Origin of the sequence: Mesorhizobium sp. (assembly GCF_004962245.1) — a bacterium.
In the GTDB taxonomy this organism is placed as follows: domain Bacteria; phylum Pseudomonadota; class Alphaproteobacteria; order Rhizobiales; family Rhizobiaceae; genus Mesorhizobium.
The window spans coordinates 16,569-41,951 of record NZ_SUHQ01000003.1; the positions used below are offsets into that span (position 1 = coordinate 16,569).

General features: G+C 61.3%; 27 protein-coding genes and 2 pseudogenes. 14 read left to right on the plus strand and 15 right to left on the minus strand.

Annotated features, from left to right (window positions below):
• Nucleotides 1-86: 86 nt before the first annotated feature.
• Nucleotides 87-1,475: a Si-specific NAD(P)(+) transhydrogenase gene (sthA, locus tag E5X88_RS03660; protein ID WP_292158375.1), complete on the plus strand. Its 1,389-nt coding sequence runs from the start codon at nucleotides 87-89 to the stop codon at nucleotides 1,473-1,475.
• Between the two features lie 13 nt (nucleotides 1,476-1,488).
• Here sthA and E5X88_RS03665 read toward each other — a convergent pair whose 3' ends face one another.
• Nucleotides 1,489-2,160: an alpha/beta hydrolase gene (locus E5X88_RS03665; RefSeq protein ID WP_292158377.1), complete on the minus strand. Its 672-nt coding sequence runs from the start codon at nucleotides 2,158-2,160 to the stop codon at nucleotides 1,489-1,491.
• 201 nt (nucleotides 2,161-2,361) lie between these two features.
• Between E5X88_RS03665 and opgC the strand changes: the two genes are divergently transcribed.
• Nucleotides 2,362-3,549: an OpgC domain-containing protein gene (gene opgC / locus E5X88_RS03670; protein WP_292158379.1), complete on the plus strand. Its 1,188-nt coding sequence runs from the start codon at nucleotides 2,362-2,364 to the stop codon at nucleotides 3,547-3,549.
• An 11-nt stretch (nucleotides 3,550-3,560) separates the two neighbouring features.
• Here opgC and E5X88_RS03675 read toward each other — a convergent pair whose 3' ends face one another.
• Nucleotides 3,561-4,643: a LacI family DNA-binding transcriptional regulator gene (locus E5X88_RS03675; RefSeq protein ID WP_292158381.1), complete on the minus strand. Its 1,083-nt coding sequence runs from the start codon at nucleotides 4,641-4,643 to the stop codon at nucleotides 3,561-3,563.
• 145 nt (nucleotides 4,644-4,788) lie between these two features.
• On the opposite strand from E5X88_RS03675, the gene E5X88_RS03680 reads away from it, so the two are divergent.
• Both E5X88_RS03680 and E5X88_RS03685 read left to right on the plus strand, forming a co-directional pair.
• Complete coding sequence (locus E5X88_RS03680; protein WP_292158383.1) at nucleotides 4,789-4,932, plus strand: hypothetical protein; 144 nt, start codon at nucleotides 4,789-4,791, stop codon at nucleotides 4,930-4,932.
• Nucleotides 4,933-4,994: 62 nt separating this feature from the next.
• Nucleotides 4,995-5,144 (plus strand): hypothetical protein, encoded by a 150-nt coding sequence (locus E5X88_RS03685; RefSeq protein WP_292158385.1) that lies wholly within the window; start codon nucleotides 4,995-4,997, stop codon nucleotides 5,142-5,144.
• Nucleotides 5,145-5,272: 128 nt separating this feature from the next.
• On the opposite strand, the gene E5X88_RS03690 is transcribed toward E5X88_RS03685, so the two are convergent.
• On the minus strand, nucleotides 5,273-5,647 hold the full coding sequence (locus tag E5X88_RS03690; RefSeq protein ID WP_292158387.1) for a DUF423 domain-containing protein: 375 nt from the start codon (nucleotides 5,645-5,647) through the stop codon (nucleotides 5,273-5,275).
• Between the two features lie 25 nt (nucleotides 5,648-5,672).
• Nucleotides 5,673-6,932 carry a multidrug efflux MFS transporter gene (locus E5X88_RS03695; protein WP_292158390.1) on the minus strand — a complete coding sequence of 420 codons (1,260 nt, stop codon included), beginning with the start codon at nucleotides 6,930-6,932 and terminating at the stop codon, nucleotides 5,673-5,675.
• Nucleotides 6,933-7,213: 281 nt separating this feature from the next.
• Between E5X88_RS03695 and E5X88_RS03700 the strand changes: the two genes are divergently transcribed.
• Together E5X88_RS03700 and E5X88_RS03705 are read left to right on the plus strand one after the other, a co-directional pair.
• On the plus strand, nucleotides 7,214-7,879 hold the full coding sequence (locus E5X88_RS03700; protein WP_292158392.1) for a GntR family transcriptional regulator: 666 nt from the start codon (nucleotides 7,214-7,216) through the stop codon (nucleotides 7,877-7,879).
• Between the two features lie 57 nt (nucleotides 7,880-7,936).
• Nucleotides 7,937-8,197: a DUF982 domain-containing protein gene (locus tag E5X88_RS03705; protein ID WP_366664749.1), complete on the plus strand. Its 261-nt coding sequence runs from the start codon at nucleotides 7,937-7,939 to the stop codon at nucleotides 8,195-8,197.
• Between the two features lie 327 nt (nucleotides 8,198-8,524).
• Here E5X88_RS03705 and E5X88_RS03710 read toward each other — a convergent pair whose 3' ends face one another.
• On the minus strand, nucleotides 8,525-8,689 hold the full coding sequence (locus E5X88_RS03710) for a hypothetical protein (RefSeq protein ID WP_292158398.1): 165 nt from the start codon (nucleotides 8,687-8,689) through the stop codon (nucleotides 8,525-8,527).
• Between the two features lie 292 nt (nucleotides 8,690-8,981).
• Here E5X88_RS03710 and E5X88_RS03715 point away from each other — a divergent pair, with 292 nt between their 5' ends.
• The 3 genes from E5X88_RS03715 (at nucleotide 8,982) to E5X88_RS03725 (ending at nucleotide 11,661) form a co-directional block, all read left to right on the plus strand.
• Nucleotides 8,982-9,815 carry a polysaccharide pyruvyl transferase family protein gene (locus E5X88_RS03715; protein ID WP_292158400.1) on the plus strand — a complete coding sequence of 278 codons (834 nt, stop codon included), beginning with the start codon at nucleotides 8,982-8,984 and terminating at the stop codon, nucleotides 9,813-9,815.
• 415 nt (nucleotides 9,816-10,230) lie between these two features.
• Nucleotides 10,231-10,884, plus strand: coding sequence for a methyltransferase domain-containing protein (locus E5X88_RS03720; protein WP_292158402.1), 654 nt, complete (start codon nucleotides 10,231-10,233; stop codon nucleotides 10,882-10,884).
• Nucleotides 10,885-11,001: 117 nt separating this feature from the next.
• Nucleotides 11,002-11,661 carry a TylF/MycF/NovP-related O-methyltransferase gene (locus tag E5X88_RS03725; protein ID WP_292158404.1) on the plus strand — a complete coding sequence of 220 codons (660 nt, stop codon included), beginning with the start codon at nucleotides 11,002-11,004 and terminating at the stop codon, nucleotides 11,659-11,661.
• Between the two features lie 110 nt (nucleotides 11,662-11,771).
• Here E5X88_RS03725 and E5X88_RS03730 read toward each other — a convergent pair whose 3' ends face one another.
• The 3 genes and pseudogenes from E5X88_RS03730 to E5X88_RS03740 all read right to left on the minus strand — a co-directional run.
• Nucleotides 11,772-12,740 carry a glycosyltransferase gene (locus E5X88_RS03730; RefSeq protein WP_292158406.1) on the minus strand — a complete coding sequence of 323 codons (969 nt, stop codon included), beginning with the start codon at nucleotides 12,738-12,740 and terminating at the stop codon, nucleotides 11,772-11,774.
• 324 nt (nucleotides 12,741-13,064) lie between these two features.
• Nucleotides 13,065-13,919: a glycosyl transferase family 90 gene (locus E5X88_RS03735; RefSeq protein WP_292158407.1), complete on the minus strand. Its 855-nt coding sequence runs from the start codon at nucleotides 13,917-13,919 to the stop codon at nucleotides 13,065-13,067.
• A gap of 330 nt (nucleotides 13,920-14,249) precedes the next feature.
• Nucleotides 14,250-14,360 (minus strand): annotated as a pseudogene (locus tag E5X88_RS03740) (recombinase family protein); the annotation flags it as partial.
• A gap of 223 nt (nucleotides 14,361-14,583) precedes the next feature.
• Between E5X88_RS03740 and E5X88_RS03745 the strand changes: the two are divergent.
• The gene (locus E5X88_RS03745) at nucleotides 14,584-14,820 is read left to right on the plus strand and encodes a DUF4158 domain-containing protein (RefSeq protein ID WP_292158409.1); all 237 of its coding nucleotides are present in this window, start codon (nucleotides 14,584-14,586) and stop codon (nucleotides 14,818-14,820) included.
• Nucleotides 14,821-14,935: 115 nt separating this feature from the next.
• On the opposite strand, the gene E5X88_RS03750 is transcribed toward E5X88_RS03745, so the two are convergent.
• The 4 genes from E5X88_RS03750 to E5X88_RS03765 all read right to left on the minus strand — a co-directional run bounded on the left by E5X88_RS03750 (nucleotide 14,936) and on the right by E5X88_RS03765 (nucleotide 19,093).
• On the minus strand, nucleotides 14,936-15,811 hold the full coding sequence (locus tag E5X88_RS03750; protein ID WP_292158948.1) for a DUF3313 domain-containing protein: 876 nt from the start codon (nucleotides 15,809-15,811) through the stop codon (nucleotides 14,936-14,938).
• 107 nt (nucleotides 15,812-15,918) lie between these two features.
• Nucleotides 15,919-17,256 carry a HAMP domain-containing sensor histidine kinase gene (locus E5X88_RS03755; RefSeq protein ID WP_292158950.1) on the minus strand — a complete coding sequence of 446 codons (1,338 nt, stop codon included), beginning with the start codon at nucleotides 17,254-17,256 and terminating at the stop codon, nucleotides 15,919-15,921.
• Nucleotides 17,256-17,927 carry a response regulator transcription factor gene (locus tag E5X88_RS03760; protein WP_292158410.1) on the minus strand — a complete coding sequence of 224 codons (672 nt, stop codon included), beginning with the start codon at nucleotides 17,925-17,927 and terminating at the stop codon, nucleotides 17,256-17,258. Before E5X88_RS03760 ends, E5X88_RS03755 begins: the two co-directional genes overlap by 1 nt.
• A gap of 122 nt (nucleotides 17,928-18,049) precedes the next feature.
• Entirely contained in the window at nucleotides 18,050-19,093 is a 1,044-nt protein-coding gene (locus E5X88_RS03765) for an aldo/keto reductase (RefSeq protein WP_292158412.1), read from the minus strand.
• A 271-nt stretch (nucleotides 19,094-19,364) separates the two neighbouring features.
• On the opposite strand from E5X88_RS03765, the gene ppk2 reads away from it, so the two are divergent.
• The gene (ppk2, locus tag E5X88_RS03770) at nucleotides 19,365-20,285 is read left to right on the plus strand and encodes a polyphosphate kinase 2 (RefSeq protein ID WP_292158413.1); all 921 of its coding nucleotides are present in this window, start codon (nucleotides 19,365-19,367) and stop codon (nucleotides 20,283-20,285) included.
• 289 nt (nucleotides 20,286-20,574) lie between these two features.
• On the opposite strand, the pseudogene E5X88_RS03775 reads toward ppk2, so the two are convergent.
• From E5X88_RS03775 to E5X88_RS03785, 3 genes and pseudogenes are all read right to left on the minus strand, one after another.
• A pseudogene (locus E5X88_RS03775) lies at nucleotides 20,575-20,781 on the minus strand (dihydrofolate reductase family protein); the annotation flags it as partial.
• A gap of 50 nt (nucleotides 20,782-20,831) precedes the next feature.
• A complete protein-coding gene (gene hemB, locus E5X88_RS03780; protein ID WP_292158414.1) occupies nucleotides 20,832-21,863 on the minus strand; it encodes a porphobilinogen synthase in 1,032 nt (343 codons plus the stop codon).
• Nucleotides 21,864-22,145: 282 nt separating this feature from the next.
• Nucleotides 22,146-22,967, minus strand: coding sequence for a DUF2066 domain-containing protein (locus E5X88_RS03785; protein WP_292158416.1), 822 nt, complete (start codon nucleotides 22,965-22,967; stop codon nucleotides 22,146-22,148).
• Nucleotides 22,968-23,124: 157 nt separating this feature from the next.
• Here E5X88_RS03785 and E5X88_RS03790 point away from each other — a divergent pair, with 157 nt between their 5' ends.
• From E5X88_RS03790 to E5X88_RS03800, 3 genes are all read left to right on the plus strand, one after another.
• Entirely contained in the window at nucleotides 23,125-24,168 is a 1,044-nt protein-coding gene (locus tag E5X88_RS03790; RefSeq protein WP_292158418.1) for an enoyl-CoA hydratase/isomerase family protein, read from the plus strand.
• The gene (locus E5X88_RS03795) at nucleotides 24,165-24,584 is read left to right on the plus strand and encodes a DUF6163 family protein (protein WP_292158419.1); all 420 of its coding nucleotides are present in this window, start codon (nucleotides 24,165-24,167) and stop codon (nucleotides 24,582-24,584) included. The genes E5X88_RS03790 and E5X88_RS03795 overlap by 4 nt, the downstream gene beginning before the upstream one ends.
• Nucleotides 24,585-24,798: 214 nt before the next feature.
• Entirely contained in the window at nucleotides 24,799-25,314 is a 516-nt protein-coding gene (locus E5X88_RS03800; RefSeq protein ID WP_292158421.1) for a winged helix DNA-binding protein, read from the plus strand.
• Nucleotides 25,315-25,383: the final 69 nt, after the last annotated feature.

Consider the following 25,383-nt stretch of genomic DNA (forward strand, 5'->3'; position numbering starts at 1 on the left):
GCTCTGGCATTTTTTGAATCGGCGCATGATCCTCCGGCGAAAACCGAACCGGTTTTCGGGGTCGGGTGGCAGGGCGAGGGGACGACATGGACTATGACATGCTGGTCATCGGCAGCGGGCCTTCCGGGCGCCGTGCCGCGGTGCAGTCGGCCAAGCTCGGCAAATCCGTGCTGGTGGTCGACAGGGGCCGGCGTCTTGGCGGTGTTTCCGTGCACACCGGCACCATCCCGTCGAAGACGCTGCGGGAAACTGTGCTCAACCTCTCCGGCTGGCGCGAACGTGGCTTCTACGGGCGCGGCTACCGGGTCAAGCAGGACATTTCGGTCGGCGATCTGATCGAGCGCCTGCACAAGACGCTCGATCACGAGGTCGAGGTGCTGCAGCACCAGTTCATGCGCAACACGGTCAGGAGCGCGCGCGCTGCGGTCAAGTTTCTCGGTCCCAACAGAGCGAGCCTGACGACGGACACCGGCGACTACAGCGAGGTCGGTTTTGCCAACGCGCTGATCGCGGTCGGCACCCGCCCGCATCGGCCGCGCGACGTCCCCTTCGACAAGACCCGTATCTTCGACAGCGACGAGATGCTGGAACTCGAGCGCCTGCCGCGGACACTGACGGTAATCGGCGGCGGCGTCATCGGCGTCGAGTACGCGACGATCTTTTCCGCGCTCGACGTGCCGGTCACTCTGGTCGAGCCGCGCAACACCATCCTCGATTTCGTCGATCGCGAGATTGTCGACGATTTCATCCATCAGATGCGCGACCGCGGCATGACGATCCGGCTGGGCAGCGCCATCAAGGAGATCGCCTCGAAACCCGACTATGCCGAGGTGACGCTTGCCGACGGCCGCACCATACGCTCGGAGATGGTGCTCTATGCCGCGGGGCGCACCGGCAATGTCGGCGCGCTCGGCCTGGACGTGGTCGGCATCGAGGCCGATTCCCGCGGCCGCATCAAGGTCGATCCGCAGACCTTCCGGACCAGCGCGCCGAACATCTATGCCGCCGGAGACGTCATCGGTTTTCCGAGCCTCGCCTCCACCTCGATGGAACAGGGCAGGGTGGCCGCCTGCCACGCCTTCGGCGAGCCCTTGCCGCCGCCGCCGCAAACCTTTCCCTACGGCATCTACGCCGTGCCTGAGATCTCGACCGTCGGCCAGTCCGAGGAGCAGGTGCGCGAGAGCGGCGGCGCATATGAGGTCGGCGTGGCGCGCTTCCGCGAGACCTCGCGCGGCCACATCATGGGCGTCAATACCGGCTTCCTGAAGCTTCTGTTCTCGATCGAAACGCGCCGGCTGCTCGGCGCGCATATCGTCGGCGAGGGCGCGACCGAACTGATCCATATCGGCCAGGCGGTGATCAATCTCGGCGGCACCGTCGATTTCTTCGTCAACAACACCTTCAACTATCCGACGCTGGCCGAAGCCTACAAGATCGCCGGGCTGGATGCGTGGAACCGGATGGGGCGAGGGTAAAACCTCGGGCTCATCAATTCGCCTGCGCGACGGCGATTGCCGGGCCGGCCAGCCACTGCCTGACGATGTCGGCATCCCGATCGCCGATTTCGTGGCCGGAGGCAATGGTGCGGGCATCGACCTCGGCGCCATGTGATTCGAGCAATGCGATTAACGCCGGTGCGAAGGGCGCGTAGGTCAGGTCGGCTGCGCCGGCAATGATCAGCACGCGCGCCTTGCCGAGGTCGGCCGGGGGCACGTCGTCCAGCACCGGCATCGGGCGCAGCAATGCTGCCCGTCCGATGAGGCCGGAATGCAGCAGCATCACGGTCGAGACCAGATTGGCGCCGTTCGAATAGCCGAGAAAAACCGTTCGGGAGAGATCGAGACCGTGGCGCTTCGCGGCCTCGGCGATGAAGCCCGCGAAAGCGTCCGCCTCCGCGCGGATGCTCTCCTGTTCGAAACGCGTCGGCGTGATCCGCGCGAACCAGCGGAAACCGTCCTCCTGGACGATGCGGCCACGGACCGCCACCAGCACGGCGCGCGGTGCGATCTGCCGCGCCAGCGCCACCAGTGTCGTCTCGTCGACGCCCGATCCATGCAGCAGGAAAAGGCTTTCGCCACTTGGTTCTGCGGGTCGGTAAAGGCGGTAGGAAAACGCCAGGTCGTGCCGCAAAAAGCCATCTTCCGGAGGTTTTTCCACCATAGTTGCATCCTTTTGATTTCATGCGATTTTTCTTAATTTGCCGGCTTCAAAACGGAATATTTTCGAGCCTCTACAAAGTTGATTGAACCGGGCGCATTTCAACCCGTTTTCCGCTGATATTTCTCCTGCGGGAGGAATCGAAGCGGTGCGCCGGGCGGTCGCATTGCCGGCATGAACAACCAGCTTTGAGGCCTTTTATCGATGACCATGCCAATTTCGCCGGATCGCGATACACGTCGCGATACACGTATTGACGTGTTCCGCGCTCTCGCTCTGCTGATCATATTTGTCGATCACGTGCCGGGCACCGTTTTCGAAACCTTGACCTACAAGAATTTCGGCTTTTCGGATGCCGCGGAGGCCTTCGTGCTGATCTCGGGCATGTCCGTCGCGCTCGCCTACGGCTCAAAGTTCCAGCCCGGAAACCGGCTCATGGCGACACTGAAATTATGGCGCCGCGCCGGCGTGCTCTATTTCGCCCACATCGTCACGACGATGGTGGTGGTGGCCATCTTCTGCGCGGCGGCGGTGTTCGCGAAGCGGCCGGAGATGCTGACGATGATCAACATCGGGCCGTTGATCAGCAACCCGCCGCAAGCGTTGATCGGCATCGTCACGCTTGGCCATCAGCTCGGCTACAACAACATTCTGCCGGTCTATTCAGTGCTGCTGCTGATGGCGCCGGCCCTCCTGCTCCTCGTCAGCTACAGGCCCATGGCGGCGCTCGCACTCTCCGGAGTCCTGTGGCTGGTTGCCGGGATCTACCAGATCGCCCCGCCCAATTATCCGGAGCCCGGTTTCTGGTTCCTCAATCCGCTGTCGTGGCAGTTCCTCTTCACCATCGGCATGGCGGGCATGCTGCATATCAGGCGCGGCGGCACCATTCCGGTCAATCGCTGGCTGGTCGGCGCGGCGGCAACCTATGTCGTTGTGGCGTTGGTCTGGGTGCACAGCCCGCTGTGGGGGCGGGTGTCGTGGCTGGATCTGCCCGTGGTGCTGGCCGGTTTCGACAAGACATTCCTGTCGCTGTCGAGGCTGCTGCACATCCTGGCGGTGAGTTATCTGATCGTGGCCTTTCCTTCGGTCTCGAACCTGTTCCGCACAGGCCGCGATCATCCGCTCGCCATATTGGGCAAACGATCGCTGCCGGTTTTCATCGCCGGCACGGTGATCGCCATGGCGGCGCAGGTGATGAAGCTGATCAACCCGGGCGGATTTGCCTACGACAGTTTGCTGATCGCCGCCGGCATCGCCATGCAGTTCGCGCTCGCCTATTATCTCGAGTGGCTGTCGGGTATCGGCGGCAAGAGCAAGCCGGTCCGCGGCGAGGCGCCGCCTGTCCATGCGTCCTTCGGTGTGGGGGCCATGGCGACAGGTGCCAACCCGTAAGCATTCCGGGCTCAAGCTGTTTCGGGCGGCGGCCCGGAAGATGCCCTGACGACAAGCTCGACGCCGAGCGTCTCGCGCCGCACCGTGCCGTCGAAATCGAGGATCGTTCGCGCCGCCCGGCGGCCGATCTCGGCGATCGGCTGGGCGACCGTGGTGAGCGGAGGATCGCAAAGCGCGGCGTCGGGCACGCCGTCGAAGCCGACGATGGAGACGTCGTCGGGGACCGCCATGCCCCGCGCGGCCAACCACTCGATTGCGATCATGGCCATCCGGTCCGACATTGCCAGGATGGCTGTCGGCGATTCTGCAGCGGCGAAGATCGTTTCGAGGCCGGCCTTTGTGCTGGCTTCGTCGTTTTCGGTCTCGTAGACCGGCACCTTGGTGGTATCGACGCCGAACCGGGAAAGCGCCTCGAAATAGCCGACGAGGCGATCGCGCGTGCCGGTGTAAACCGCGGTGCGGATCCGCTCCGGCGAGACAAGGCCGGTGCTGTCGTCGGCGAAAGGCAACGCCAGAACGGCGAAGCGCCGATGGCCAAGCTCGGCCAGATGGTGCGCCGCCAGACGGGCGCCGGCGACATTGTCGACGCCGATTGCCGAAACAGTGTCGTCGTCGAAGCCGAGTTCGAGCGCGACAAAGGGGAGTTTGCGTTCGCGCGTCAGCTCGACGAGGCGTGAGCCGCCCTCGATGCAGAACAGAATGAAGCCGTCGACCAGCGCGCTCTGGATGTTCCAAGCGAGCTTCTCCTCATTGCCGGCGGATACCAGCGCTATTCCGGCGCCGGTGGCGTCACATGCCTCGGAAATCCCGGCCATCATCGTGCGGGCAAAGGGATCGTCGAAGAAATAGGACAGCGGCTCGGTGGTGGCGACGCCGATCGCGTTGACCTTGCCGGCGCGCAGCAGCCGTCCCTTGGGATCCGGACCCGCATAGCCCATCGCCTCGGCCGCCGCCTTGACCCGCTCGCGGACTTCCTCGCGCACGATCTCGGGACGGCTGAACACGTTGGAGGCGGTGCCGTGCGAAACCCCCGCAGCCCTGGCGATGTCGGCCAGCCGGACCGGTCTTCTGTTGCCTTCGGTGGATGACGCCATTCTTTTCTGCCTCCGGATTCCTATCTAGCATCTTCGTTGGATCGATTCAAATTTTTACTTGACATTTGTGGGGTGAGGTCTATTTTTGAATCGATCCAAGTTCAGCGCCAGCGGCTGATTGGATCGATTCAGGAAGGAGAGAGCCATGCACCCCGTCAATTATCTGTTCGAAGACGTCTATCGCAACGACTGGAGCATCACCTCGAACGCAGTGACCCGGAGACGTCGCGGCGGCGCCGGTCCGTGGATTCGCGATCTGCGTTTTCTCGTGGAGCGCAAGCGGAGCTGATCGGCAGCGCTTTTTCAGGCCTGTCGATTGGATCGATTCAAATTGAAGAAGGGAACCAAGTCATGCATCCGATCAATCATCTGTTCGAAGACATCTACCGCAATTATTGGGGCATCTCGCCGGCCACCGACAGGCCGGAGCGGCGGCGCCTGACCAAGCCGGCCGCACATGATCGCGGCCTGCCGGTCCAGCCCGAACGCCGGCAAGATTGATATCGTCGGACTGACCGTCAACTGAACTGGCGGTCGGTTGGCGGAAACGGGCGCGACCGTCTGCCCGCAAGCGCCGCACCTTGAGGCGGGAAGGCTAAGCTCCCCTCGATGGGTGCGGGAGTGACGCCTCAGGAGCGCGGGCGCACCAGTGCGGAGGCTGCAACCGCCAGCCAACCGGCGATGAGCAAGGTGCCGCCGATCGGCGCCGACATCGGGAAAAGCCGCGAGCCGAGGAAGTCCCGGGCGAGGAGATCACCACAGAACAAGACAAGCCCGACAAGAAGGATGAAGCTTGCGGTTCGCAGGATCCGGTTTGCGCCGACGAGGCCGACGGCAACAAGGACCGGCGCATGCATGAGCAGGAAGGACGCTGCCGTGCTGACGAAAGCGCCGCCCAGATGCGCCGCCGCGGCGGAGAGCGCCACGCCGGCCGCGCCGCACAGGCCGCCGGCGAAAACGAGGATGCGGCCGCTGCCGCCTGCTGGTTGCTCGACCGTGCTCATATTTGGGCTACCTCCGTAAACCATGTCAGGATTTGCCGGCTTGCACCAGCATGTCGCGCGAGCGGCGCGACTGGACCAGCCAGTTATACACTGCTCCGCCGGCCATCAGCACCGATGTGCCGAGAAACACCGCGCGCATGCCGAAATGACCGCCGACGAAGCCGCCGAGCAGCGGCCCGGCGACCTGTCCGACATATTGCGCCGAGATCGACAGGCCGAGCACATTGCCGCCAACGCCATCCGGAACATTGTGGCGGATGACGCTGGTGATGCAGGGCAAGAGACCGCCCAGCGCCAGCCCCATCAGGAAGCGCAGGCCGACGAGTTGCCAGCCTTGCGTGACGAAGGCTTGCGGGATCAAGAGCAGCGCCGAGACGGCAAGCGCGCCAATGATGACGTTCCAGTGGCCGATGCGGTCGGCGAGCTTGCCGAGACGCGAGGCCGACAGGATGGCGCCAAGTGCCGCCGCCGACATGACGACGCCGGAGATCAGCGTGACGCGGCTTTGGTCTTCGATGAGCTGCTGGACGTAGACCGTGATGATCGGCTCGATCGACATGGTGGCGAAGCTCAGCAGCATGCCGGTCGCCAGCATGGCGACGATGGGGCGCTTGTCGGGAATTTGAGACCAGCCGCTTTTCGGCTTCTCGGTCGGTGCTGCCTTGTCGGCTGCTGGCCGAGGGTTCTCCTTGATGAGAAATGTGGTTGCCAGGAACGCCAGGAAAATGACGCCGCCGGCGAGCAGGAAGGTGGCACGAATGCCGATCAAGGGCGGCAGCGCGCCGCCGAGCAGGGGACCGACGAGGGCGCCGGCGGTGATGCCGGCCGACAGCACGCCGAGCGCCCAGCCGGACCGGTCCTTCGGCGTCTGCATGGCGACGAGAATGGTCGAGCCTGAGGAATAGCCACCGGCGAAACCGATCAGCAGGCGCAGCAGCACCAATTGCCAGACAGTCTCCACAAGACCGGTCAGCGACATACAGATGGCCATGCCGAAACTGGCGCGCACCAGCATCAGCTTGCGGCCGTAGCGGTCGCCCAGCCGTCCCCACAGCGGCGCCACCAGCGCGGCGGCGAAGAACGTCGCGCCATAGGCGATGCCGGACCACTGCACGATCGCCGCGTGCCCCTCGGCACCCAGCTGCTCGACATAAAGCGGCAGGAAGGGCAACAGCAGGGTCATGGCGACAAGCGTGCTGAACGAGCCGGCAAAGCACACCGCGAGATTGCGCCGCCAATGGATATTGTGCGTGCCTTGCGTGGCAGGGGTACTGTGTTGCGGCATGTTTCGCCCTGCCCGGCTAGACCATTCTGCAGCCAAGCGGAATCACTTGGTGCCGCAGAAATGCTGCTAAAACAAATAGATAGGGCGGGTGCCCAGGTCAATTTCAACGCATCCCGCTCCAGGCGGCATCGATGGCTTGCTGCGGATACCATTTTGGGATACCAAGCCGGTATCCGTCATGGACGCAAGCTCGGCCGCTGTCAATGCGGCCTTCTCAAACATGATCGGTAGACGCTGGCCAACCGCCGATCGCCAGAAGAAATGGCCGGAACGGAACCACTATGTCGCAGATGCAGAATGTCGAAAAACAGCTTCGCGAGATGATCCTCGGCCTAGAGGTCGGTCCCGGCGAGCGGCTGACGGAACGCTGGATCGAGAGCCGCTTCGGCGCCTCGCGTACCCCGGTCAGGGCCGCATTGCTGCGCCTCGAGACGGAAGGTCTGGTCTGCCGCGACGGGCGCGGCTGGACGGTGTCGCCCATCAATCTGGCCGAACTCGAGCAGATCGCCGTCTATCGCGAGGCGGTCGAGGTCGCGGCACTCCGGCTGACCTGCGCCCTGGAGGACAGGAGCGCCGTCGACATCATCGAGGCGATGCTGGACTCCTGTGACGCCGGCACTCCGCGCGAGGAATGGCACCGCGTCGGCATGGATTTTCACATCGAGCTGGCACGCGCGTCCGGCAACGAGTTCCTGTTCAGGGCGGTTCGCGATGCCATGACGCGCCTGTCGCGCGCTCGCTGGCTGGAGGTGCGCGACGAGGCGGCACTCGGCCGTGCCTGGGCCGAACACCATGCCATTCTGGAAGCGGTGCGGGCTGGCGATGCCGCTGAAGCAGCACGCCGGCTTTCGGCCCATATCGTCGGCAGCCGCGATCGGCTGGTGACATCATTGCACAATGACCGGCGCGGCCTGCGCGCCAGGGGATTTGCCGTCGTCGCGGCCTGATTGCGCGGGCAGCCACTTTGGCCTCGCTTCGCGAGCGCCGATGGCGTAAGAGCGGCGATGGAAAACAACCGATTTGAAACCCCCGTGACCGTCAAGTCAGGCACGGCGGGAACCACGCAGCTCCTGCGGACCGCCCGGGAGGCTTCCGACTACCTCCTCAACAATTGGCCCGGCAAGCGCAGCCCCAAGCATCGCGAAGCGCTGCAGGCCTGCCATGATGCGCTGGCCGGCGACAAACCGGCCATGACCGCAAGGCGCGCCTTCATAGCCGCCGCGCGCGAAGTGAACGTTTTCGTCAGCGACAAGGCGCCGGCCTGAAGACACGGCAAGCTTCCGGGCGATCCGATCAGTCTCGCGGGCCGGATGCCGTTTTACTCTGGCAATCGCTCAGGTTTGCGCTGCCCCTCATTGCCCTGCCGGGCATTTCTCCCCGTATAGTGACGGGGAGAAAGACGCCTTCGCAAAGGATTTCACCTATGTCCAGCGTTGCAGAAAGGGTGCCGAGGTTGCGGCCAGCCCCCTTCGCCCCGTCGCTATACGGGGACAAGTGCCGGCAGGCGGATGAGGGGCGGCGCCGACTTCGACAGTGGATCATTCCAACATGAGTCGGAGCTATCTTTTGTCTGAAGCGATTGTCCCGCAGTTCTACTCCGCCGTTTGCGTTTCCGTTTCGGTTTCGGACGTGGTCTCGTCTTCGGGCCTCGAACGTTCCTTGGCTGCGTTCTTGGCCGCCAGCTTTTCCGCCTTCTTGGCGGCCTTCTGCCGGTCACGTTCCTTGCGTTCCTGGCCGTAATTTGGTGCTCGCGCCATATCTCTTCCTTTCACAGACCTGAAGGCTCTTAGCCCCTGCCTAGGAGCATTGGGCTACAAACACAACACCGCAAAGGCCGATCGGCTCCATGGATAGCCGGCAAGCCGTCTGCACGCGGTTCCGCAACGCCATGCGCGATATCGCACCGCAGGCGCTGTTCCGCCGCAGGCTCGCCGGGCTGCATCGGTCCGCGCGTCTTAACTCCGAGCGTGGCAATTGATGTTGATCTCTGCATTCATCAGGCGTAACGGACCTCGGGATTCATTATGCCGCGGGGCCTGAGAACAGAGAATGAATATCGCACTGCTGAACTACCCTAACACCACCAACATCGGAGACAATATACAAACGCTCGCTGTCGCGCAGCACATCGATCAGGAATATAGTCTGGTCGACCGTGACTTCTTGCATCGATACGATGGTGAGCCGTGCGTCGTCCTCATGAACGGCTGGTTCACGCACGAGCCGCAGAACTGGCCACCTGCACCGGCGATCACGCCGATCTTCTTCGGCTTTCATCTGACCCCGAAGGTCGCGTCCGTGTTCGAAAAGCATAAGGCATATTTCGAGCGCTTTGCGCCGATCGGATGCCGTGATCAAGCGACGGCCGACATCATCAAGTCATGGGGTGTCGATGCCTATGTAAGCGGTTGCGCGACGATGACTTTCCCGGCCCGAAAAAAGGAACCTGCCGAGCCGAAGGTGATCCTTGTGGATCAGAAACGGCGCCACTTCGCGCGGTCGGAGCGCAAGCGGGCTTGCCAGATCGGGCACATTTTGCCGTTTCCGATAGCGAGCGAAGTCAAATTTGAGGCGGCAAAGAACCTGCTCGACTTCTATCGACTCAATGCGGGCTTGGTCGTCACCAGCCGCATTCACAGCGCCATGCCTTGCGCGGCGATGGGCATCCCGGTCGTTTACACCGGTCGTAGCGACGGCCGGACTGCGGTCATCGACCTGATCGGTATCCCGTCAGTTCGAACAAAGTGGTTCCCGCGCACGCGCATCGAAAGCTTACCCGTACGCCAACCGGCATTCGATGACGTGAAAAAGCGCATCGCCAGTGACCTTCGCGCACGTTTGGAAGCCCATGGCGTGAAAGTGAAAGTTCCGACGTCGCTTTAGCTGCCAGCGGAGCTTTATGGCGAGTTTGGCGTCTGAACGGCTTTGTTGCGAAGGCGGGCGGCCCCGGTCCTGTCGAGCACCATCTTCTTGTTCACCTCGGCGCGGCTCGTAATCGGCCGGCTTTGTGCCAAATATTTCGCTCAGGCATTTACTATTTGTGATCTGCGCGCGCTCGCCCGCCATCTGGCCGCGAGGATTGGCACGCCCGCGCTTCTTGGTCTCAAAAACCACAAACCACTCAATCCCATTCAGCTTAGCGGGCACTTTATAGTAAGCTAAATTACAGATAGCTGATGACCAGAGTGTTGTTGCCGCGCTCGTTCATGTCGATCGTTTGTTGTATATTTCGTAACCAGCTTGTCTCTGACGCGAACTAGGGCATATGTATCAAGCGATACTGTCTAGGGGGCGAAAGATGCAAACAGATATTGACGAATGGCGCAGCGTAGCAGCCGGGGCACAGCCCGATTGGGAATTCAGGGCAGGTATCATTGCAAAGCTAATCCGAGCGACAGACACCGTTCTCGACATTGGCGCGGGCGATCAGAAGCTGAAGAGGTTCATTCCCCCCGCCTGTACATATGTGCCAGTCGATTGCGTCGATGATCTTCCTGGAACCTTTGTCGTAGACTTCAACAAGGAGTTCAGGCTACCAAACGTGCCTTTCAATGTTGTCGTTTGTGCGGGATCACTCGAATATATCAATGATCTAGCCGGATTTTTTCGGGCACTTGCTGCGCATGCGTCGGGCCGCCAAGTGATCTTCACATACTTTCTTAACCCGAAGAAGTGGCGCCGCGCCTGCATGAAAGTACATAACAACTTCACGACCGGCGACGCCCTCCTATCACACATCAATTTTGCTCTCTCACACGTCGACATCGTGGCGACGCGCGGAGACATGATCTTCGTCAATGCCACGCTGTCGGCTGGTGGCGGTATTCAATGGACCAATGACCGACCGATTGCCGATTTCCTTTTTGCCGAGCGCGGAATCAAGAAACTTATGGCAAAGACCGCCCGATCCGTGCGCAAAAGGCGTAATGCCATCGGCAGGATGCTGAAATAGCGGCCGGTATTTGAGGCAGTCTTCACTGCGCTTGCAAATCTCTAGGCTGCTGCCTAGCCTCACACGATGCTGTCAGGATTGACTCGACGCTTACTGAAGAATGCGAACGGGCTTAGAGTGCCGGCCGTCGCCCGTTCGGTGCAGCGCGCTCGGCTGACGTATCTTTCGGACGCAAAGTTTATCAGCCTTCGCGATGCGATCAGGCAGATAAGGCGCGAAAAGGTCCCCGGCGACTTCATCGAATTCGGTATCGCACTCGGTGGCTCGGCAATCTACATCGCGTCCGAGCTCGACGGCGACCGTCATTTTCACGGCTACGATGTGTTTGGCATGATTCCGAGCCCGACCGAACAGGACGATGAAAAATCCAAGGCTCGTTACGAGACCATCCGATCGGGACGGTCCAAGGGCATTGGCGGTGACACGTATTACGGGTATCAAGGCGATCTGTTCGACAAGGTGAGTGCCAGCTTCACGGACTTTGGCGTCCCGGTCGATGGCGAGAGAATCGTCTTTCACAAGGGCCTGTTCGAAGACACTGTGCGCTTTCATCCGAAAAGCAGAATAGCGTTGGCCCATCTCGATTGCGATTGGCACGATCCGGTCAAGTTCTGCCTTGAGCGGACCCTGGAGGTGCTGAGCCCAGGCGGGCTCATGATCCTTGACGACTACAACGACTACGGCGGATGCCGGACGGCGACCGATCAATTCCTTGCAGGCCGTGCTGACTGCCGTCTGATACGAACGCTCCCTCATGCCGTGGTCCAGCGATTATAGGCCAGCACCGTCACTTCCGTGCTCGGCCTTGCGCGACCCGCTGAAGCGCCCGTGTTCATTGACGGTGTTTGACGGCTAACGGGAGAGGGTGCCGAGGCCGGCGTGCGTTTTTACCTTTCAATTCCCGAAACGCGCTCGGGATATCGCACGGCCATCATCAACCGATCCGCGTGATCTGCAAAAATCCTGCTGGTCTGTTCAGCGTCGAACAGGGATCTTCGTCGGCGTTTCTCGTCGTTGGCGAGGAAACCCATTATGCCATCAAGCTTTCTGGTAAACTGTTTGAAAGCGAACCGCGCGTGCCGGGCGAAATGACCTGCCCAAGGCGTGTCCTTTGCAAGCTGACGATAGATAGCCAACGCCTCCAACTCGACACCGATCGGACGGTTCGACCAGGGCTTCCCACGCGAGAAATGACGCGCAAATGCCTTGTCGAACCGTACCTGGCTGTTGAAATTCGTCATGACGTTCCAGTAGGGGTGCATCGTCTGCCATCTGTCTTCAAACGCGACATTGAGTGCACCCTGGTCCATTTCATCGATGCGCTGCGAGGCGAGTTCTCGAGTCCTCTGCAATAGCCCCTCTCGCCGCACCATGGGCATGTTGAACACCAGCACGCCCGCATTGAATTTCGGCGCGCCGGGCTTCATCGGCAGGCGTCGGCGATACTTCGTGTCGAAATAGCATTGCTCATCATGAGCGGCCAACAATGGCGCCTGCAGTTGTGTGTGGGCGAGGTCGGCTATCGATCGATTGAAGAGCACGTCGCTGTCGGCATAGACGATATGATCGTAGGGCTCGAATTCAGGCAATTGATCTGCGAACAGCCTGATATAGGTCGCCAAGGTCAGATGGCCCGGATTAAAATTCGTCGCTTCCATGAAGTTCGACACGTCAAGGATACTGACCGCTGACCCTAGTAAGCGGTCACCGACCTCTAGGTCTTCTGCGCCGACACCGGTCTGAAGGACAAAGCCCTTGATAGGGCCGGATACGTCCAACACACGGCGCGCGGCCAAGCAGGCGTACGGGAAATAGTTTTGATCGGCAGCGAAAAAGAAACACGGATTTTGCGACATGTATTGTGAGCGCCCCCGGCAGCTATCAGACCTCTATCCGGCCAGCACGTGCAGACGCAATAGCCTTGGGCATAACACGTGCGAAATCCCTGATGGATGGGCCGTTGATGCGGGTTTCACGCGGCTCCGGGTTGCAAGATCGCTGGCACAATGATGTAGGAGAGACCGGGGTACGAATAACAAGCCGACTTTTCTTCCAAGTGATCGATGGCCACTCGCTGTTCCGCCGCAGGCTCAGAGGGCTCCATTACAACAGGGGGCGTGTTGAGCTTCTCGGCCAGGAAGTCGCGCGCCTCGGCCGAGATCACGTCATTGGCCTTGGTCCTATCGACCCAGCGCCGAGGACATTTGCGCGGCCGGGCGCGTAACAAGCGCCCCCTCGGCTCGAGACGTGATCAGATCCGCCCAGGCGGGATCGGCCGCGATCTGTCCGGTCAGAACGAAATATTTGCAGAGGACGAGCAGCGACAGGAGCTGCTCGCGCTCTCTGTCGAGGAACTGGGCGACATGGGCGTGCGCGTTCCGGATAATCTCCATCGCCTCGTCGGGATGGCGCTCGTAGTAGAGGATCTTGTCCTCGAGATCGGCGAAGTCGTCGCGTAGCTCGACATAGTGTCTCCCGGCTTCAAGCCGCCCCTCCATGAACCAGGTCTCGATCTCGGGCTTCGGCTGCAGGCAGAGGGAGTTCGACGCAAGAATCCATTTGAGGTTCGTGGCCATGTCGTTCCCCTCGATGGAGATGATGTATTTGAATTCCGTCTGCTCGGCAGGCAGCAGGAACTGGCGATGTGAAAGGTCATTCTTTGGACCATGGGTATGACCGACGTCGCAGAGCGGATGCGAGTGATAGAGTCGAACAAGTTCGAGGCGTTTCGGATTGTTCTGGCCGCCACGCCAAACCGCGATCGGCTTCTTGTCAGTGAAAGGTCTTGGGTCTGTCGGAAAATAGAAATTCCGAAACTTCACAAGTTTCATGATGACAGAATTTCGGTTGTCTCCTGCGATCGGACGACTCTTGACGATGCTCGGCTTGTCGGGAACGTTCCGCAGGTCACCGAAGAGATGATTTAGCTTCAGGTGCCTCGGGAAATAACGAGCATGCTCCTTCAGATCGTAGTAGTACATGCTCTTGCTCATCGGAATGCTGCTGACAGTAGAGGAGTACGGCCCGCCCTGCACGCTTTCCGAGAGCTTGTTGTAGTAGTTTAATCGCCATGACAGATAATCGGCATCGTACTGGCGCGTTCTGCCAACGATCGCATTCTGTCGGCTCCTGAAAATGATCTGCGGCGCACTGTCTCGCGCGATGTTGCGGAGATAATAGGCGAAACGGCCGACTTTTCGACTGAAAGGCGACTTCATCAGCTTACCTTCTCATGCGGCGAGATCGGCGACGACCGCGTCGAGCCAGCTGGATGTTGGCCATCCGGGCACCAGAGAACATATCTGCCTAGCGCGTGCTGCCGCCAAACTTGCCTTGGTGCGCTCGGAGATCAACTCGCGTTCGGCGTCCCCATGGATCTGGTCGGGAAGAACACCCGCTTTGATCAACGCATCGCGCTGCAAGTCGTGGCTGCCGTCGGCTTTGGATACCCGCGCATATCCGATCAGGGCTGTCATCTATACGTCCGTTTGCGTGACGCCCACAAATCGGTGCGCCAGAATCTTCCAGGTCACATACCCTGTCTTGTAGTGTAAGTCATGTGAAGGGTGCAGAGTTTTGATTTTGTGCTATGCCGCGTCGCTTAATTCTGATGGATGCCGAACGGCACGAACTCCTGGCCCTTCCGGTCGATGACGGACCCTGATCCGCTACTGGACCCTCGATGAAGCCGATCATCGCTTGCTCGATGAGCGCAGGCAGACGGAGACACAGCTCGGCCTGGCGCTCCAGCACTGCGCGCTTCTTTATCCGGGGCGTTTGGTCCAACGCGGCGAAATGATCCCGGAGGTCGCACTGGCCTTCCTCGCCGACCAGCTTGGCCTCGAGCCGGATGTGCTCACGAATTTGCCCGGCGCTCTCCGACCCGCGGTGAACAATTGGCCGTCCTTCGCCGGACATACAGCTTCAAGGATCTGACGCATCCTGACCGGGAGGACCTCCTGGGCTGGGCTCGCGGGGTTGGCCGGTGGGATCCCGAGGTTTGGCGTTTTATCTCGGGCTCGGCCTAGTAGGCGCCTTGGCGAAAGGTACTTCAGTTCGCCGCAAGCGACTTGGGCTTCTTGTCGGTCCATTCCGGCGGCGCACCGTATTTGGAGGCCACGACCCCCATTAATCCCGGCATTCGACCGAATGTGTCACACGCGGCGTATTTCGGTTTTCCGCCAAACCAGGATTGGATCCGCTGTTTCGAAGGAATGGAGATGTCGAATGCTTTCGGCTCCTTGCCAGTGATGAGCGTTCGGGAAAAGTCACTTCCGAACCTCGCGGCGAGACTGTAGGCATCCCCGACCTCCGAAAAGCGGGGGTTGTCCTGGATCGAGTTCGCCCCGCGAGCCCAGACCATTGCCGCGCGCTGGACGCCACCGCTATCAATGGCCTCCGCCTCGACGGCAAGCCCTCCGAGGCCGAAGGGCAGGCGCGGCACGCTGACGGGCACGCTGGAGGGCAAGACAAAACCGCTGCCTACGGTTACGACCGTTGAGACCCCCGCCATCATCTTGTTTGTCGGAACAATATCGGTGACGACGGATCGGATCGTCACATCGGCCGGCTGGCCGGCTGAGACCATTTGATACCTGTCGCTAAGCGCGACACAGAGCGCCCGGTCCAGTGCGTTCGACACCAGTGAGCGGTCGGCTGCCGATTTCACCCGGGATGCAGCGCTGAAGACGAAAGTCGTTGGAACGATCCTCGCTGTCTTCGCAACCGCCAGAGCTTGCCCGTCAACAAACATACGCTTCTTGGACAACTTTCCCTTGGGGGCGCCAAGATTGCTGTAAGAGGTAAGCGTCCCGCCTTCCGTCAGAGGCACCGCGGTACATCCGGCTACCGCCAGGATCAGGGACAAAGCCAGACATCTTAACGGAAATGTCGGCGGGGATCCGACAAGTCGGGGAAATGGTTCAATTGATGGATTGTTGCGCACGCTTTCTGATCTCCGTCGCGGATGTTTCCGGGACGACCGTGCGCGGCTAGGATTGCCGCAGCATTACGGGGCTGCCTCGAAGGCGTCGATCAGAGCCGGATCGCAACCTGCGTCCCGGTCGTGCTGCTTGTCATGCTGACCTGACCCCGGTGGTTTGCCACGATCTGCTTCACCAGGCTCAAACCAAGACCTGCGCCCGTGCTTCGTGGGGTGACACGGTAAAAAGGCTCAAAAACCAGTTCCCGATGCTCTGCCGGTATGCCTGGTCCTTCATCGGCCACGTTGATCTCTCCGTCGGCTGAGACCGAGATCGTGATCATTCCGGTATTGCCGCCGTGGTCGATTGCATTGCGAACCAGATTGCTGATCGCTCTCGGCAAGGCGGAAGGACTGCCGCGCCGTTCGAGGCTTTCCACTTCACTTTGAAAAGAAATCTGGTAGCCGGCAGCGATCGCCAGGGGCGCAAGGTCGGCAACGGCCATTCGCGCGATTTCGACGAGATCGACCGTTTCGTGGAGATCGGTCGCCTGGTCGTTGCGCTCGAAATCGAGGAGCTGCTCGGCCGTCTCGGCCAAACGCGCCACGTCGGCCAACAATCGCCGGCGATGCTGGTCCTCGGGCATCCCATCGATCCGCGTCTGCATGATCGCGATAGGCGTTCTGAGCTCATGCGCCGCATCGATCAGGAAGCGCTGGCGTTTCCGGAACTCATTCTCGAGCCGCTCAAGTGTTCCATTGAACGCAATGACCAGCGGAGCGACTTCTTTGGGAATACCGTCCACCGGAAGGCGTATTCCATGCCGGCGCGGTTCGATCTGCGATGCTTTGTGAGCGACGTCGCTCACACCGGCCAAAGCACGCCTCACAATTCGCGGAACGGCAAGGAAGATCGCAGGCAAGGCGACAAGGAGTAATGGAACATAGATCGGGTAAGTGCTGCCCAGAAGGGTGAGAACGGGCCAGCCCTTGTCAGCAAAGCCGCCAGACAGAATTCGGACCTCACCCACCGGAGTCTCTACGCTTTCGACCGAGGCAATTTCATCTGTACCGACCGATCCCCTGATATCTGCGTCCTGGAACAGCTGCACCAGATGGGTGAGCTCAGCATAGGCCGCGGGAACAGTGCCGTAGGATACCGAAGCACCGTCCGTTGTGGCCGCGACATACCAAAGTCCGCTGTTCTGCGTTTTGAGCGACCGCAGCTTCGGTGTATCGCGCAGTTGAAATTTTCCTTGCGGATCGCGTTCCGCCGCCTCCGCCAACACGGCGCTGATTTTGTCCTCCACGGCGACGTTCGGTGACATGACCGTAGTTGCCCACATGCAAAGCCCGATGATCACCGCGGCAACCACGGCGACAATGACGAGACTGAGCTGCCAGCTCAGCTTCCACCAAAGTGATGGATTCAGCCTGTTGGCCACGCGCATCATTCTTCCTTCAGGAGATATCCGACGCCCCGGATGTTGTGGACCGCGACGCCGGCGCCGGCATCCAGCAGTCGCTTGCGCAGCCTGGAAATATGCGCATCGAGCGCGTTCGACTGGATCTCTTCTTCGTAATTGTAGACCGCCGCTTCAAGTGTCGACCGAAGAACGGTTTTGTCTTTCCGTTTGGCCAGCGCTGCCAGAACCAGAAGTTCGCGTCTGGGCAGATCGAGCGGGATCGCGTCGACGGTCACGCTCAAATGCAGGGGATCGATCACCATTCGACCCACGGTGATATGCAGTTCCGCCAGACTCGCCGGTCGTCGCAGAACAGCGCGCAGGCGGGCCATCAGCTCTTCGACAAGAAACGGCTTGCCCAGATAATCGTCGGCGCCGACGTCGAGGCCTTCGACACGCTCCATCGGCTCGTTGCGCGCCGTCAGCACGATGATCGGCGTGTCGGTTCCTGTCCGCCGCAATTCGGGGATAAAGGTCAATCCCTCGCCGTCGGGCAGGCGGCGGTCCAGGAGGATCGCATCGTAAACATTCTGGCGCGTCAATTCGATTGCGTCAGCGAGATGCATCGTGTGGTCGGTGACGACGCCATGCTTGCCGAGTGCCACCGACAGCGCATCCGCCAGTTCCCTCTCGTCCTCTATCAGTAGAATTCTCATCGCCTTCCCGCCTTTTCCGCACTCGGTGTTTCCACCAGCAAGATTGCAGCAGCATTGCGGAAGGGCAGTCAGCTAATGCTGCTGCAGATGCAGAATCCCGGAACGAGAACCGTGGCGATCCTTCAGATACCATCCCGGTCGAGAACCAGATCGGCCGGACCGAACCGGTCTTTTGCCGTGAACTGCTGGTGCCAATAGGGGTAGAGCACCGGCGGCCTGCTCACCGTGTCGAGCCGCTTGCGGTCGTCGTCGGTAAGCACCAGGCTTGCAGCGGCGATGTTGTCCTTGAACTGCGCTTCGGTCCGCCCGCCGATCACCAGCGAACTGACGGCTGGCCGGCCGAGCAACCAGGCAAGCGCCACTTGCGCCGCCGACACGCCATGGCTCCTGCCGATCTCGACAAGGACATCGACGATCCGCCACAGCCGGTCCTCGTCGCGGATCGGCGGTTCCGACCAGCCGCTGAGCTGGCGCGAGGTCGCCTGGTCGCGGCGGTATTTGCCGGACAGCAATCCGCCGGCAAGCGGGCTCCACACCAGCACGCCAAGCCCTTGGTCGACGGAGATCGGCAGCAGTTCGTATTCGGCTTCGCGCGCTTCCAGCGTGTAGTGGATCTGCTGGGTGACGAAGCGCGGCTGGTGCTGGCGGTCGCTGATCCCCAGCGCCTTCATCACCTGCCAGCCGGAATAATTCGAACAGCCGATGTAGCGGACCTTGCCCTGGCTGACGAGCGTGTCGAGCGCGGCGATGGTCTCCTCGAGCGGCGTCGTGCCATCCCATTCGTGCAGGAAATAGATGTCGATGACATCGGTCTTGAGGCGCTTCAGGCTCTTCTCGCACTCGCGGATCAGATGATAGCGCGACAGGCCTTCGTCATTGGGGCCGGTGCCGATCCGCATGCGCGCTTTCGAGGCGATCAGCACGTCGCCTTTGCGTTTGCCGCCGAGCGCTTCGCCGATGATCTCTTCCGAAAGCCCGTTCGAATAGACATTGGCCGTGTCGATGACATTGATGCCGGCATCGATGCAGAGGTCGATCATCCGGCGCGCCTCGTCGAGATCGGTCTTGCCGACCGCTGAAAATGCACCGGCGCCGCCGAAGGTCATGGTGCCCATGGTCAGCGTCGAAACCTTCAGCCCGGAACGGCCGAGTGTGCGGTATTCCATGTCAGGTCCTCACGGTTGTGTTGAGAGAGGGGTTCCTCGAAGGCAACCCGAACTGAGCCTGCTATTTGTAGGACAATTCGCGCCGCTTGTCGCCCGTGACGCAGGGACGGAGCGATCACATTTCGCGGATTGGAAGTGGTGAACGGCACGCGGACCAGCTGCAATAAAACCGTCATTGCCGGCCTGTATTCAAGTCGGCTCAGGGGTCCATCTCGGCCGGCAGGCCGGGCGGCGGGCGCTTGGCTGGAGCTTGCACGCGGGAGCAGCGCAAATGACCGAATCAAAACAGAATTCTCCAGCCAGGGATTGGCTGGAAGCGGAGCTCGCCGACACGCTCGACGAAGACTACGAGCTGGAAATGTCGGAACCGGCGCTGTCGCTGGAAATCGCCAAGATCTACAAGAACGCGCATCCGCCTTCGATCGATCGCCAGCAATATTTTCGCGACCTGATCGCGCTGCAATCCGAACTGATCAAGCTACAGTCCTGGGTGGCCTATCACAAGAAGAAACTGGTGGTGGTTTTCGAGGGCCGCGACTCGGCAGGCAAGGGCGGTGTCATCAAGCGTATCACCCAGCGGCTCAATCCGCGCATCTGCCGCGTCGTAGCACTTCCGGCACCGACCGAGCGCGAGAAGTCGCAATGGTATTTCCAGCGCTACGTCCCGCATCTGCCGGCAGGCGGCGAGATCGTGCTGTTCGACCGGTCCTGGTACAATCGCTCCGGTGTCGAGCGCGTGATGGGCTTTGCCGAGCCCGATCAGGTCGAGGAGTTCTTCCGCGACGTTCCGGAGTTCGAGCGCATGCTCGTGCGTTCCGGCATCACGCTGGTCAAATACTGGTTCTCCATCACCGACGAGGAGCAGCAGATGCGCTTCCTGATGCGCATCCACGACCCGATGAAGCAGTGGAAGCTGTCGCCGATGGACCTGCAGTCGCGCGTGCGCTGGGAGCAGTACACCAAGGCCAAGGAAGAGACGTTCGCCCGCACCAACATTCCCGAAGCCCCCTGGTTCATCGTCGAAGGCAACGACAAGAAGCGGGCGCGGCTGAACTGCATCGACCATCTCCTGCAGCAAATGCCCTATGAGGAGGTCCCGCACGAGGAGATCACGCTGCCCGAGCGCGTCTTCAATCCCGAATACGAGCGCCAGGTGCTGCCGCGCGAGCTGTACGTGCCTGAGAAGTATTGAGGCAGGGTTCCCTTCTCCCCGTCACTATACGGGGAGAAGGTGCCGGCAGGCGGATGAGGGGCGGCGCCAACCTCGACAATTGAATCCGCCAAAATCACTGCGTCGACCAAACTTATTCTGACGTCATATTGTCCTCGGTGGTATTGTCGGGCGGCATAATCTTCGATCGCTTGCGCCGCCCCTCATTGCCCTCCCAGGCATTTCTCCCCGTATATTGACGGGGAGAAAGGGGCCTCCACCGGGGGCTTCGCCAAAAACGCAGACAAAACGCCCACGCTACTTCCCAATCGCGCTTGATGATAACGTGCGTGGCATTCGGCGTCGCGACCTGCTCACTGCATCGGTAGCCGAGCTTGGACATGTCGATGCCGGCAAAGAGGTTTTCGCCTGAACCGAGCAGCATCGGCGATATCGCCAGATGCATGTCGTCGATGAGCTTTTCCCTGAGATATTGCCGGATCGTGGCGACGCCGCCGCCAAGCCGCACGTCCTTGCCATCAGCATCGGAAGTGTTGTTGTATTCGTGGCGCAAAATGCCGCGGCTACCTAGCCCTTCAGCATCGCCGCCACCTCGGGCGCGAAGTAGGTGAGGATGCCGTCGCAGCCGGCACGCTTAAAGGCCAGCAGCGATTCCAGCATCGCCTTGTCGCCGTCGATCCAGCCATTGGCGGCGGCCGCCTTGATCATCGAATATTCGCCCGACACCTGATAGGCGAAGGTCGGCATCCGGAATTCGTCCTTCAACCGGCGGATGATGTCGAGATAGGGCAGGCCGGGCTTGACCATCAGCATGTCGGCGCCCTCGGCGAGATCCTGCTCGGCCTCGCGCACGGCCTCGTCGGAATTGGCGTGGTCGAGATAGTAGGTCTTCTTGTCGCCCTTGAGCAGGCCGGCGGTGCCGACCGCCTCTCGATACGGACCGTAGAAGGCGGAGGCGAACTTCGTCGCGTAGGACATGATCGCCACGTCCTGAAAACCATTGGCGTCGAGCGCATCGCGGATGGCGCCGATGCGGCCATCCATCATGTCGGACGGGGCAATGATATCGGCGCCCGCCGCAGCCTGGGTGACGGCGGCCGCCGTGACCTGCTCCACCGTCTGGTCGTTGACGATGATGCCGTCCCGCAAGATGCCGTCGTGGCCATGCGAGGTGAAAGGATCGAGCGCCGCGTCGGTGATGATGCCGATCTCGGGCACCGCGTGCTTGATGGCGCGCGTAGCGCGGTTGATGACGTTTTCCGGATCGAGGATGTGCGATCCGGTCTGGTCGCGCAGGCCAAGCTCGACATTGGGGAAGGTGGCGATCGCTGGAATGCCGAGTTTTGCCGCGCGCTCGGCCTCCTTGACGGCAAGGTCGAGCGACAGCCGGAAGACGCCGGGCATGGCAGCGATCGGTTCGCGGATATTTTTCCCATCGACGACGAAGATCGGCCAGATCAGGTCGTCGACGCTCAGCCGATTCTCCTGGACGAGGCGGCGCGACCAGTCGGCCTTGCGCATGCGGCGTAAACGGCGGCTGCCGGTGATCTCGTCGACGCTGCGCGCGCCGGCAGCTTTTGCAGGGGTGAATTTGTTCATCGCCAAAACTCCGGATCGGGCAGCTTTACCACGCGCCTTCGCCGCTGACCAATGCGACACGATTGTGCCAGCTTTCCAGCTGGGGTTCCTCGCCCCCACGAGAGTGGGGGAGAGGTGGCTCGGCGAAGCCGAGACGGAGAGGGGGAACTGCGCCCTGCGAAAAGGCCCCCTCTCCGACCGCTTCGCGGCCACCTCTCCCCCGCTTTGCGGGGGCGAGGAACCCAAGTCTTGCAAGGCATCTCCTTGTCTCTTCTCTGTGGGAGCCACAGGGGGAGTTGCGTTTCAAGGTTGCCCATTGCCAGAAAGAATCTGCGCGGCGCCACGCATGGCGACGCGGAAAGCCTCGTCAAAGGAAACCCCGCGCACCTGCCAGTGATAGGTCTCGCCGCCCTTGGCCAACTGCCAGTCGGCGATCCAGCCCAGTTCCTTATCGCTCCACACGATACTGCCGGCCAAGACCTGGCGGCTGCCGACACTTGTTGCAACGCTGCCCAGCAGTTCAGGTGAGATAGCACGCACTTCTTCGAAAATGAGTCCGGCTTTGGCGAGCGTGGCCTTGTTCGGAACGACAATCGAAATCGCCATGGGGCCGGCCGCCGATTGAAGGGACTCCACCATGTACGGGTTCTCGTCTCCATCGCTGGCAAGGACGAAGTACCGGCGTGAATCGTCCACAGCCAGGACGACCGATAGCGTTGGCCGCTCGCTAAGCCAGGGCTTGCTGCCGAGTCCCGCAAGCACCTTGTCGATCACATCAGGCCTGTAGAGGCAAGTTAGATCGTGCGGCCGGTCGTGTGTGCCCTGTTCGTCGTGGATCGGAATGCCTTCCATCCGGTCGCGGTAGCGGAAGTCGGCGACGAAACTGCCAGCCTTGTCGCGCAGCGCCGCCATGGCACGCCTTTTCGGCAACCGCTGATCGCCGGAGACCCTGACCAGAACCGCATCCAGGCAGGCCTTGAAGCCGATCCGCCGGTTTTCCTCGCCCTGTCCAGTGACGATGGTTTTCGCGCGATAGAGATCGTCACCGGCCAATGCGGGACGAGCGGTCGCGCATGCCGCCATCAGGCCGATCGCCACAAGGGTAGGACGCAAAAATCCAGGCATGGCTCAACGTCCGGTTCGAAAGCCCGTCATCAAGATGGTTCTAGCATCGGGCGCCGGCGGCGGCCAAGGCGGCAGGATTGCGCCGCCGGCATTGACGCACCCATAGGCCACGTTTTAGCACTTCAGTCCCGCAAGCGCGGGGGAGGATTCTCTTACGATGGATTTTGGCGGCGGCGACGAGATCCGCTTCGAACGATTGGGCAGGGCTGGCATCGTCACGCTGACGCGGCCGCGGGCGCTCAATGCCGTCACGCATCGCATGGTCAAGGCGCTCGACAGAGCCTTGCGCGCCTGGGAGCGGGATCACGAGATCGACGTTGTCGTCGTCAAGGCCGAGGGCAGGGCGTTTTCTGCGGGCGGCGATATTCTCCACATCTACGAGGCCGGCCGGGCGGGAAAGCCGCCGGTCGATTTCTTCGCCGACGAATACCGGCTGAACGCGCGCATCGCGCGGTTCGGCAAACCCTATGTCGCGCTGATCGACGGCATCGTCATGGGCGGCGGCGTCGGCATCTCGTTCCACGGCTCGCATCGGGTGATGACCGAGAACGCCCAGTTCGCCATGCCGGAAGTCGGCATCGGTTTTTTCCCGGATGTCGGCGCCAGTCATCTCCTGCCGGGCCTTGGCGGCAGTTTCGGCATGTATCTGGCCCTGACCGGAAACCGCATCCGCTATGGCGACGCTTTGTGGTCGGGCCTGGCGACGCATACGATCAAGGCGCAGGACCAGGCCGGCATTCTCGACCGGCTGGTTGCGACCGGCAACCCCGACCTGGTGCTGCGCGGTTTTTCCGTCCCGGCCCGGCGCGAGACGGACAGTCCGACGCTGGAAGCGATCGCCCGACATTTCGCGCAACCGTCGCTGCGAGACGTCATCGGCAGCCTGGAGCGCGCCGCACCTGCCGAGGAATTCGCGGCAAAGACGCTGGCGACGATCCGCACCCGCTCACCGACCAGCCTGCATGTCGCCTGGCGCCAGATCAACGCCGGGCTGACGCTGTCGATGGACGCGTGCATGCGGATGGAATTCCGCATCCTCAACCGCATGCTTGCGGGCCACGATTTCTACGAAGGCATCCATGCCACCATCATCGACAAGGGTTCGACGCCGCAATGGCGGCCGGCAGGCATCGAGAAGGTCAGCGCTGCCGACGTCGATGCCTATTTCGCGCCGCTCGGCGAACGGGAACTCGAGCTGTGAGCGAGGTCACGTCGAGACGCGTCGTGCTCCAGCCCACAATGGTCGAGGTCATCTTCGCCTGGTTCCAGCGCGCCATATCGGGCTACTGCCTCTTGTTCGGGATCTTGTACTGGATCCGGCTGATCGGCTTCTACCCCGGCCCGTTGTGGCGCTTCGACCTGATGCCGGTGCATTGGCAGGTGGCAGCGGTGATGCTCGCCGTCTTCTTTCCCTTCGCCGCCGCCGGCCTGTGGATGCTGGCCTCCTGGGGGCCGGTAATCTGGTTCATCTGCGCGGTGACCGAAACCATCATGTATGCCGGCTTTCCCGAGCTCTTCGGCCGCCGCCCGCTGATCGTCGCCTCGCATGCGGCGGTGGCGCTGCTCTACATCGTGTTTCGCGTTGTGATCTGGATGCAGAAGCGTCGGACCCGGTGACAGGGGCTGGTGACCACCGCCCGAAATCATTGGCTAAATCTTTAGGTTAATCATCCTTGTTCGGGTGACCCTTCATTAAGCCTCTTTCGAAAGCTATTACCGGTAAGCTCTTGTTAGCCCTAGCGTTTAAGTCGAATTTTATGAGTATTCGATAGTGTCGCGATCAAGGTGAAAAACAAAAAATCACCAGGGCGACAAACGAGAGGCAAAGACAATGATCAATTCGCGTCCGGCGGCGAAGACCGCCAACGTATCCGACGACCGCCGCGAGGCAATCCGTTCGCTGTACATGGAATCGCTGCAGCTGGTGGAGCGGCTGCACCGCCGTCTGCTTGACGTGATCAAGGACGAATTCGACCGCAACGGCCGTTCCGACATCAACGCCATCCAGGCGCTGCTGCTCTTCAACATCGGCAATTCGGAGCTGACCGCCGGCGAACTGCGCTCGCGCGGCTACTATCTCGGCTCGAACGTCTCCTACAATCTGAAGAAGCTGGTCGATCTCGGCTTCATCAACCACCAGCGCTCGCGCATCGACCGCCGTTCGGTGCGGGTCTCGCTGACGCCGAAGGGTGCCGACGTGGCGGAAGTCGTCGCCGGCCTCTACGAGCGCCATGTCGGCTCGATCGAGCAGGTTGGCGGCATCAACACGGAAGAATTCAAGCAGATGAACCGCGCCCTGCAGCGGCTGGACCGCTTCTGGAACGACACCATCGCCTACCGCATGTAAGGCAGATCCCCTACAGGGAACCGCGCCGAAGAAGCGCAGCCGCAGAGCAAGTCCACGACCTGAAGACCG

Bases quoted from the DNA above. Each gene is read 5' to 3' on its own strand.
- E5X88_RS03720 (WP_292158402.1), top strand. From the start codon at position 10,231: ATGCAAACAGATATTGACGAATGGCGCAGCGTAGCAGCCGGGGCACAG.
- E5X88_RS03695 (WP_292158390.1), bottom strand. From the start codon at position 6,932: ATGCCGCAACACAGTACCCCTGCCACGCAAGGCACGCACAATATCCAT.
- E5X88_RS03710 (WP_292158398.1), bottom strand. From the start codon at position 8,689: ATGGCGCGAGCACCAAATTACGGCCAGGAACGCAAGGAACGTGACCGG.
- E5X88_RS03675 (WP_292158381.1), bottom strand. From the start codon at position 4,643: ATGGCGTCATCCACCGAAGGCAACAGAAGACCGGTCCGGCTGGCCGAC.
- E5X88_RS03730 (WP_292158406.1), bottom strand. From the start codon at position 12,740: ATGTCGCAAAATCCGTGTTTCTTTTTCGCTGCCGATCAAAACTATTTC.
- E5X88_RS03790 (WP_292158418.1), top strand. From the start codon at position 23,125: ATGGATTTTGGCGGCGGCGACGAGATCCGCTTCGAACGATTGGGCAGG.
- E5X88_RS03715 (WP_292158400.1), top strand. From the start codon at position 8,982: ATGAATATCGCACTGCTGAACTACCCTAACACCACCAACATCGGAGAC.
- E5X88_RS03800 (WP_292158421.1), top strand. From the start codon at position 24,799: ATGATCAATTCGCGTCCGGCGGCGAAGACCGCCAACGTATCCGACGAC.
- E5X88_RS03680 (WP_292158383.1), top strand. From the start codon at position 4,789: ATGCACCCCGTCAATTATCTGTTCGAAGACGTCTATCGCAACGACTGG.
- hemB (WP_292158414.1), bottom strand. From the start codon at position 21,863: ATGAACAAATTCACCCCTGCAAAAGCTGCCGGCGCGCGCAGCGTCGAC.
- E5X88_RS03685 (WP_292158385.1), top strand. From the start codon at position 4,995: ATGCATCCGATCAATCATCTGTTCGAAGACATCTACCGCAATTATTGG.
- E5X88_RS03760 (WP_292158410.1), bottom strand. From the start codon at position 17,927: ATGAGAATTCTACTGATAGAGGACGAGAGGGAACTGGCGGATGCGCTG.
- E5X88_RS03755 (WP_292158950.1), bottom strand. From the start codon at position 17,256: ATGCGCGTGGCCAACAGGCTGAATCCATCACTTTGGTGGAAGCTGAGC.
- E5X88_RS03785 (WP_292158416.1), bottom strand. From the start codon at position 22,967: ATGCCTGGATTTTTGCGTCCTACCCTTGTGGCGATCGGCCTGATGGCG.
- E5X88_RS03665 (WP_292158377.1), bottom strand. From the start codon at position 2,160: ATGGTGGAAAAACCTCCGGAAGATGGCTTTTTGCGGCACGACCTGGCG.
- sthA (WP_292158375.1), top strand. From the start codon at position 87: ATGGACTATGACATGCTGGTCATCGGCAGCGGGCCTTCCGGGCGCCGT.
- opgC (WP_292158379.1), top strand. From the start codon at position 2,362: ATGACCATGCCAATTTCGCCGGATCGCGATACACGTCGCGATACACGT.
- E5X88_RS03700 (WP_292158392.1), top strand. From the start codon at position 7,214: ATGTCGCAGATGCAGAATGTCGAAAAACAGCTTCGCGAGATGATCCTC.
- E5X88_RS03690 (WP_292158387.1), bottom strand. From the start codon at position 5,647: ATGAGCACGGTCGAGCAACCAGCAGGCGGCAGCGGCCGCATCCTCGTT.
- E5X88_RS03765 (WP_292158412.1), bottom strand. From the start codon at position 19,093: ATGGAATACCGCACACTCGGCCGTTCCGGGCTGAAGGTTTCGACGCTG.
- E5X88_RS03705 (WP_366664749.1), top strand. From the start codon at position 7,937: ATGGAAAACAACCGATTTGAAACCCCCGTGACCGTCAAGTCAGGCACG.
- ppk2 (WP_292158413.1), top strand. From the start codon at position 19,365: ATGACCGAATCAAAACAGAATTCTCCAGCCAGGGATTGGCTGGAAGCG.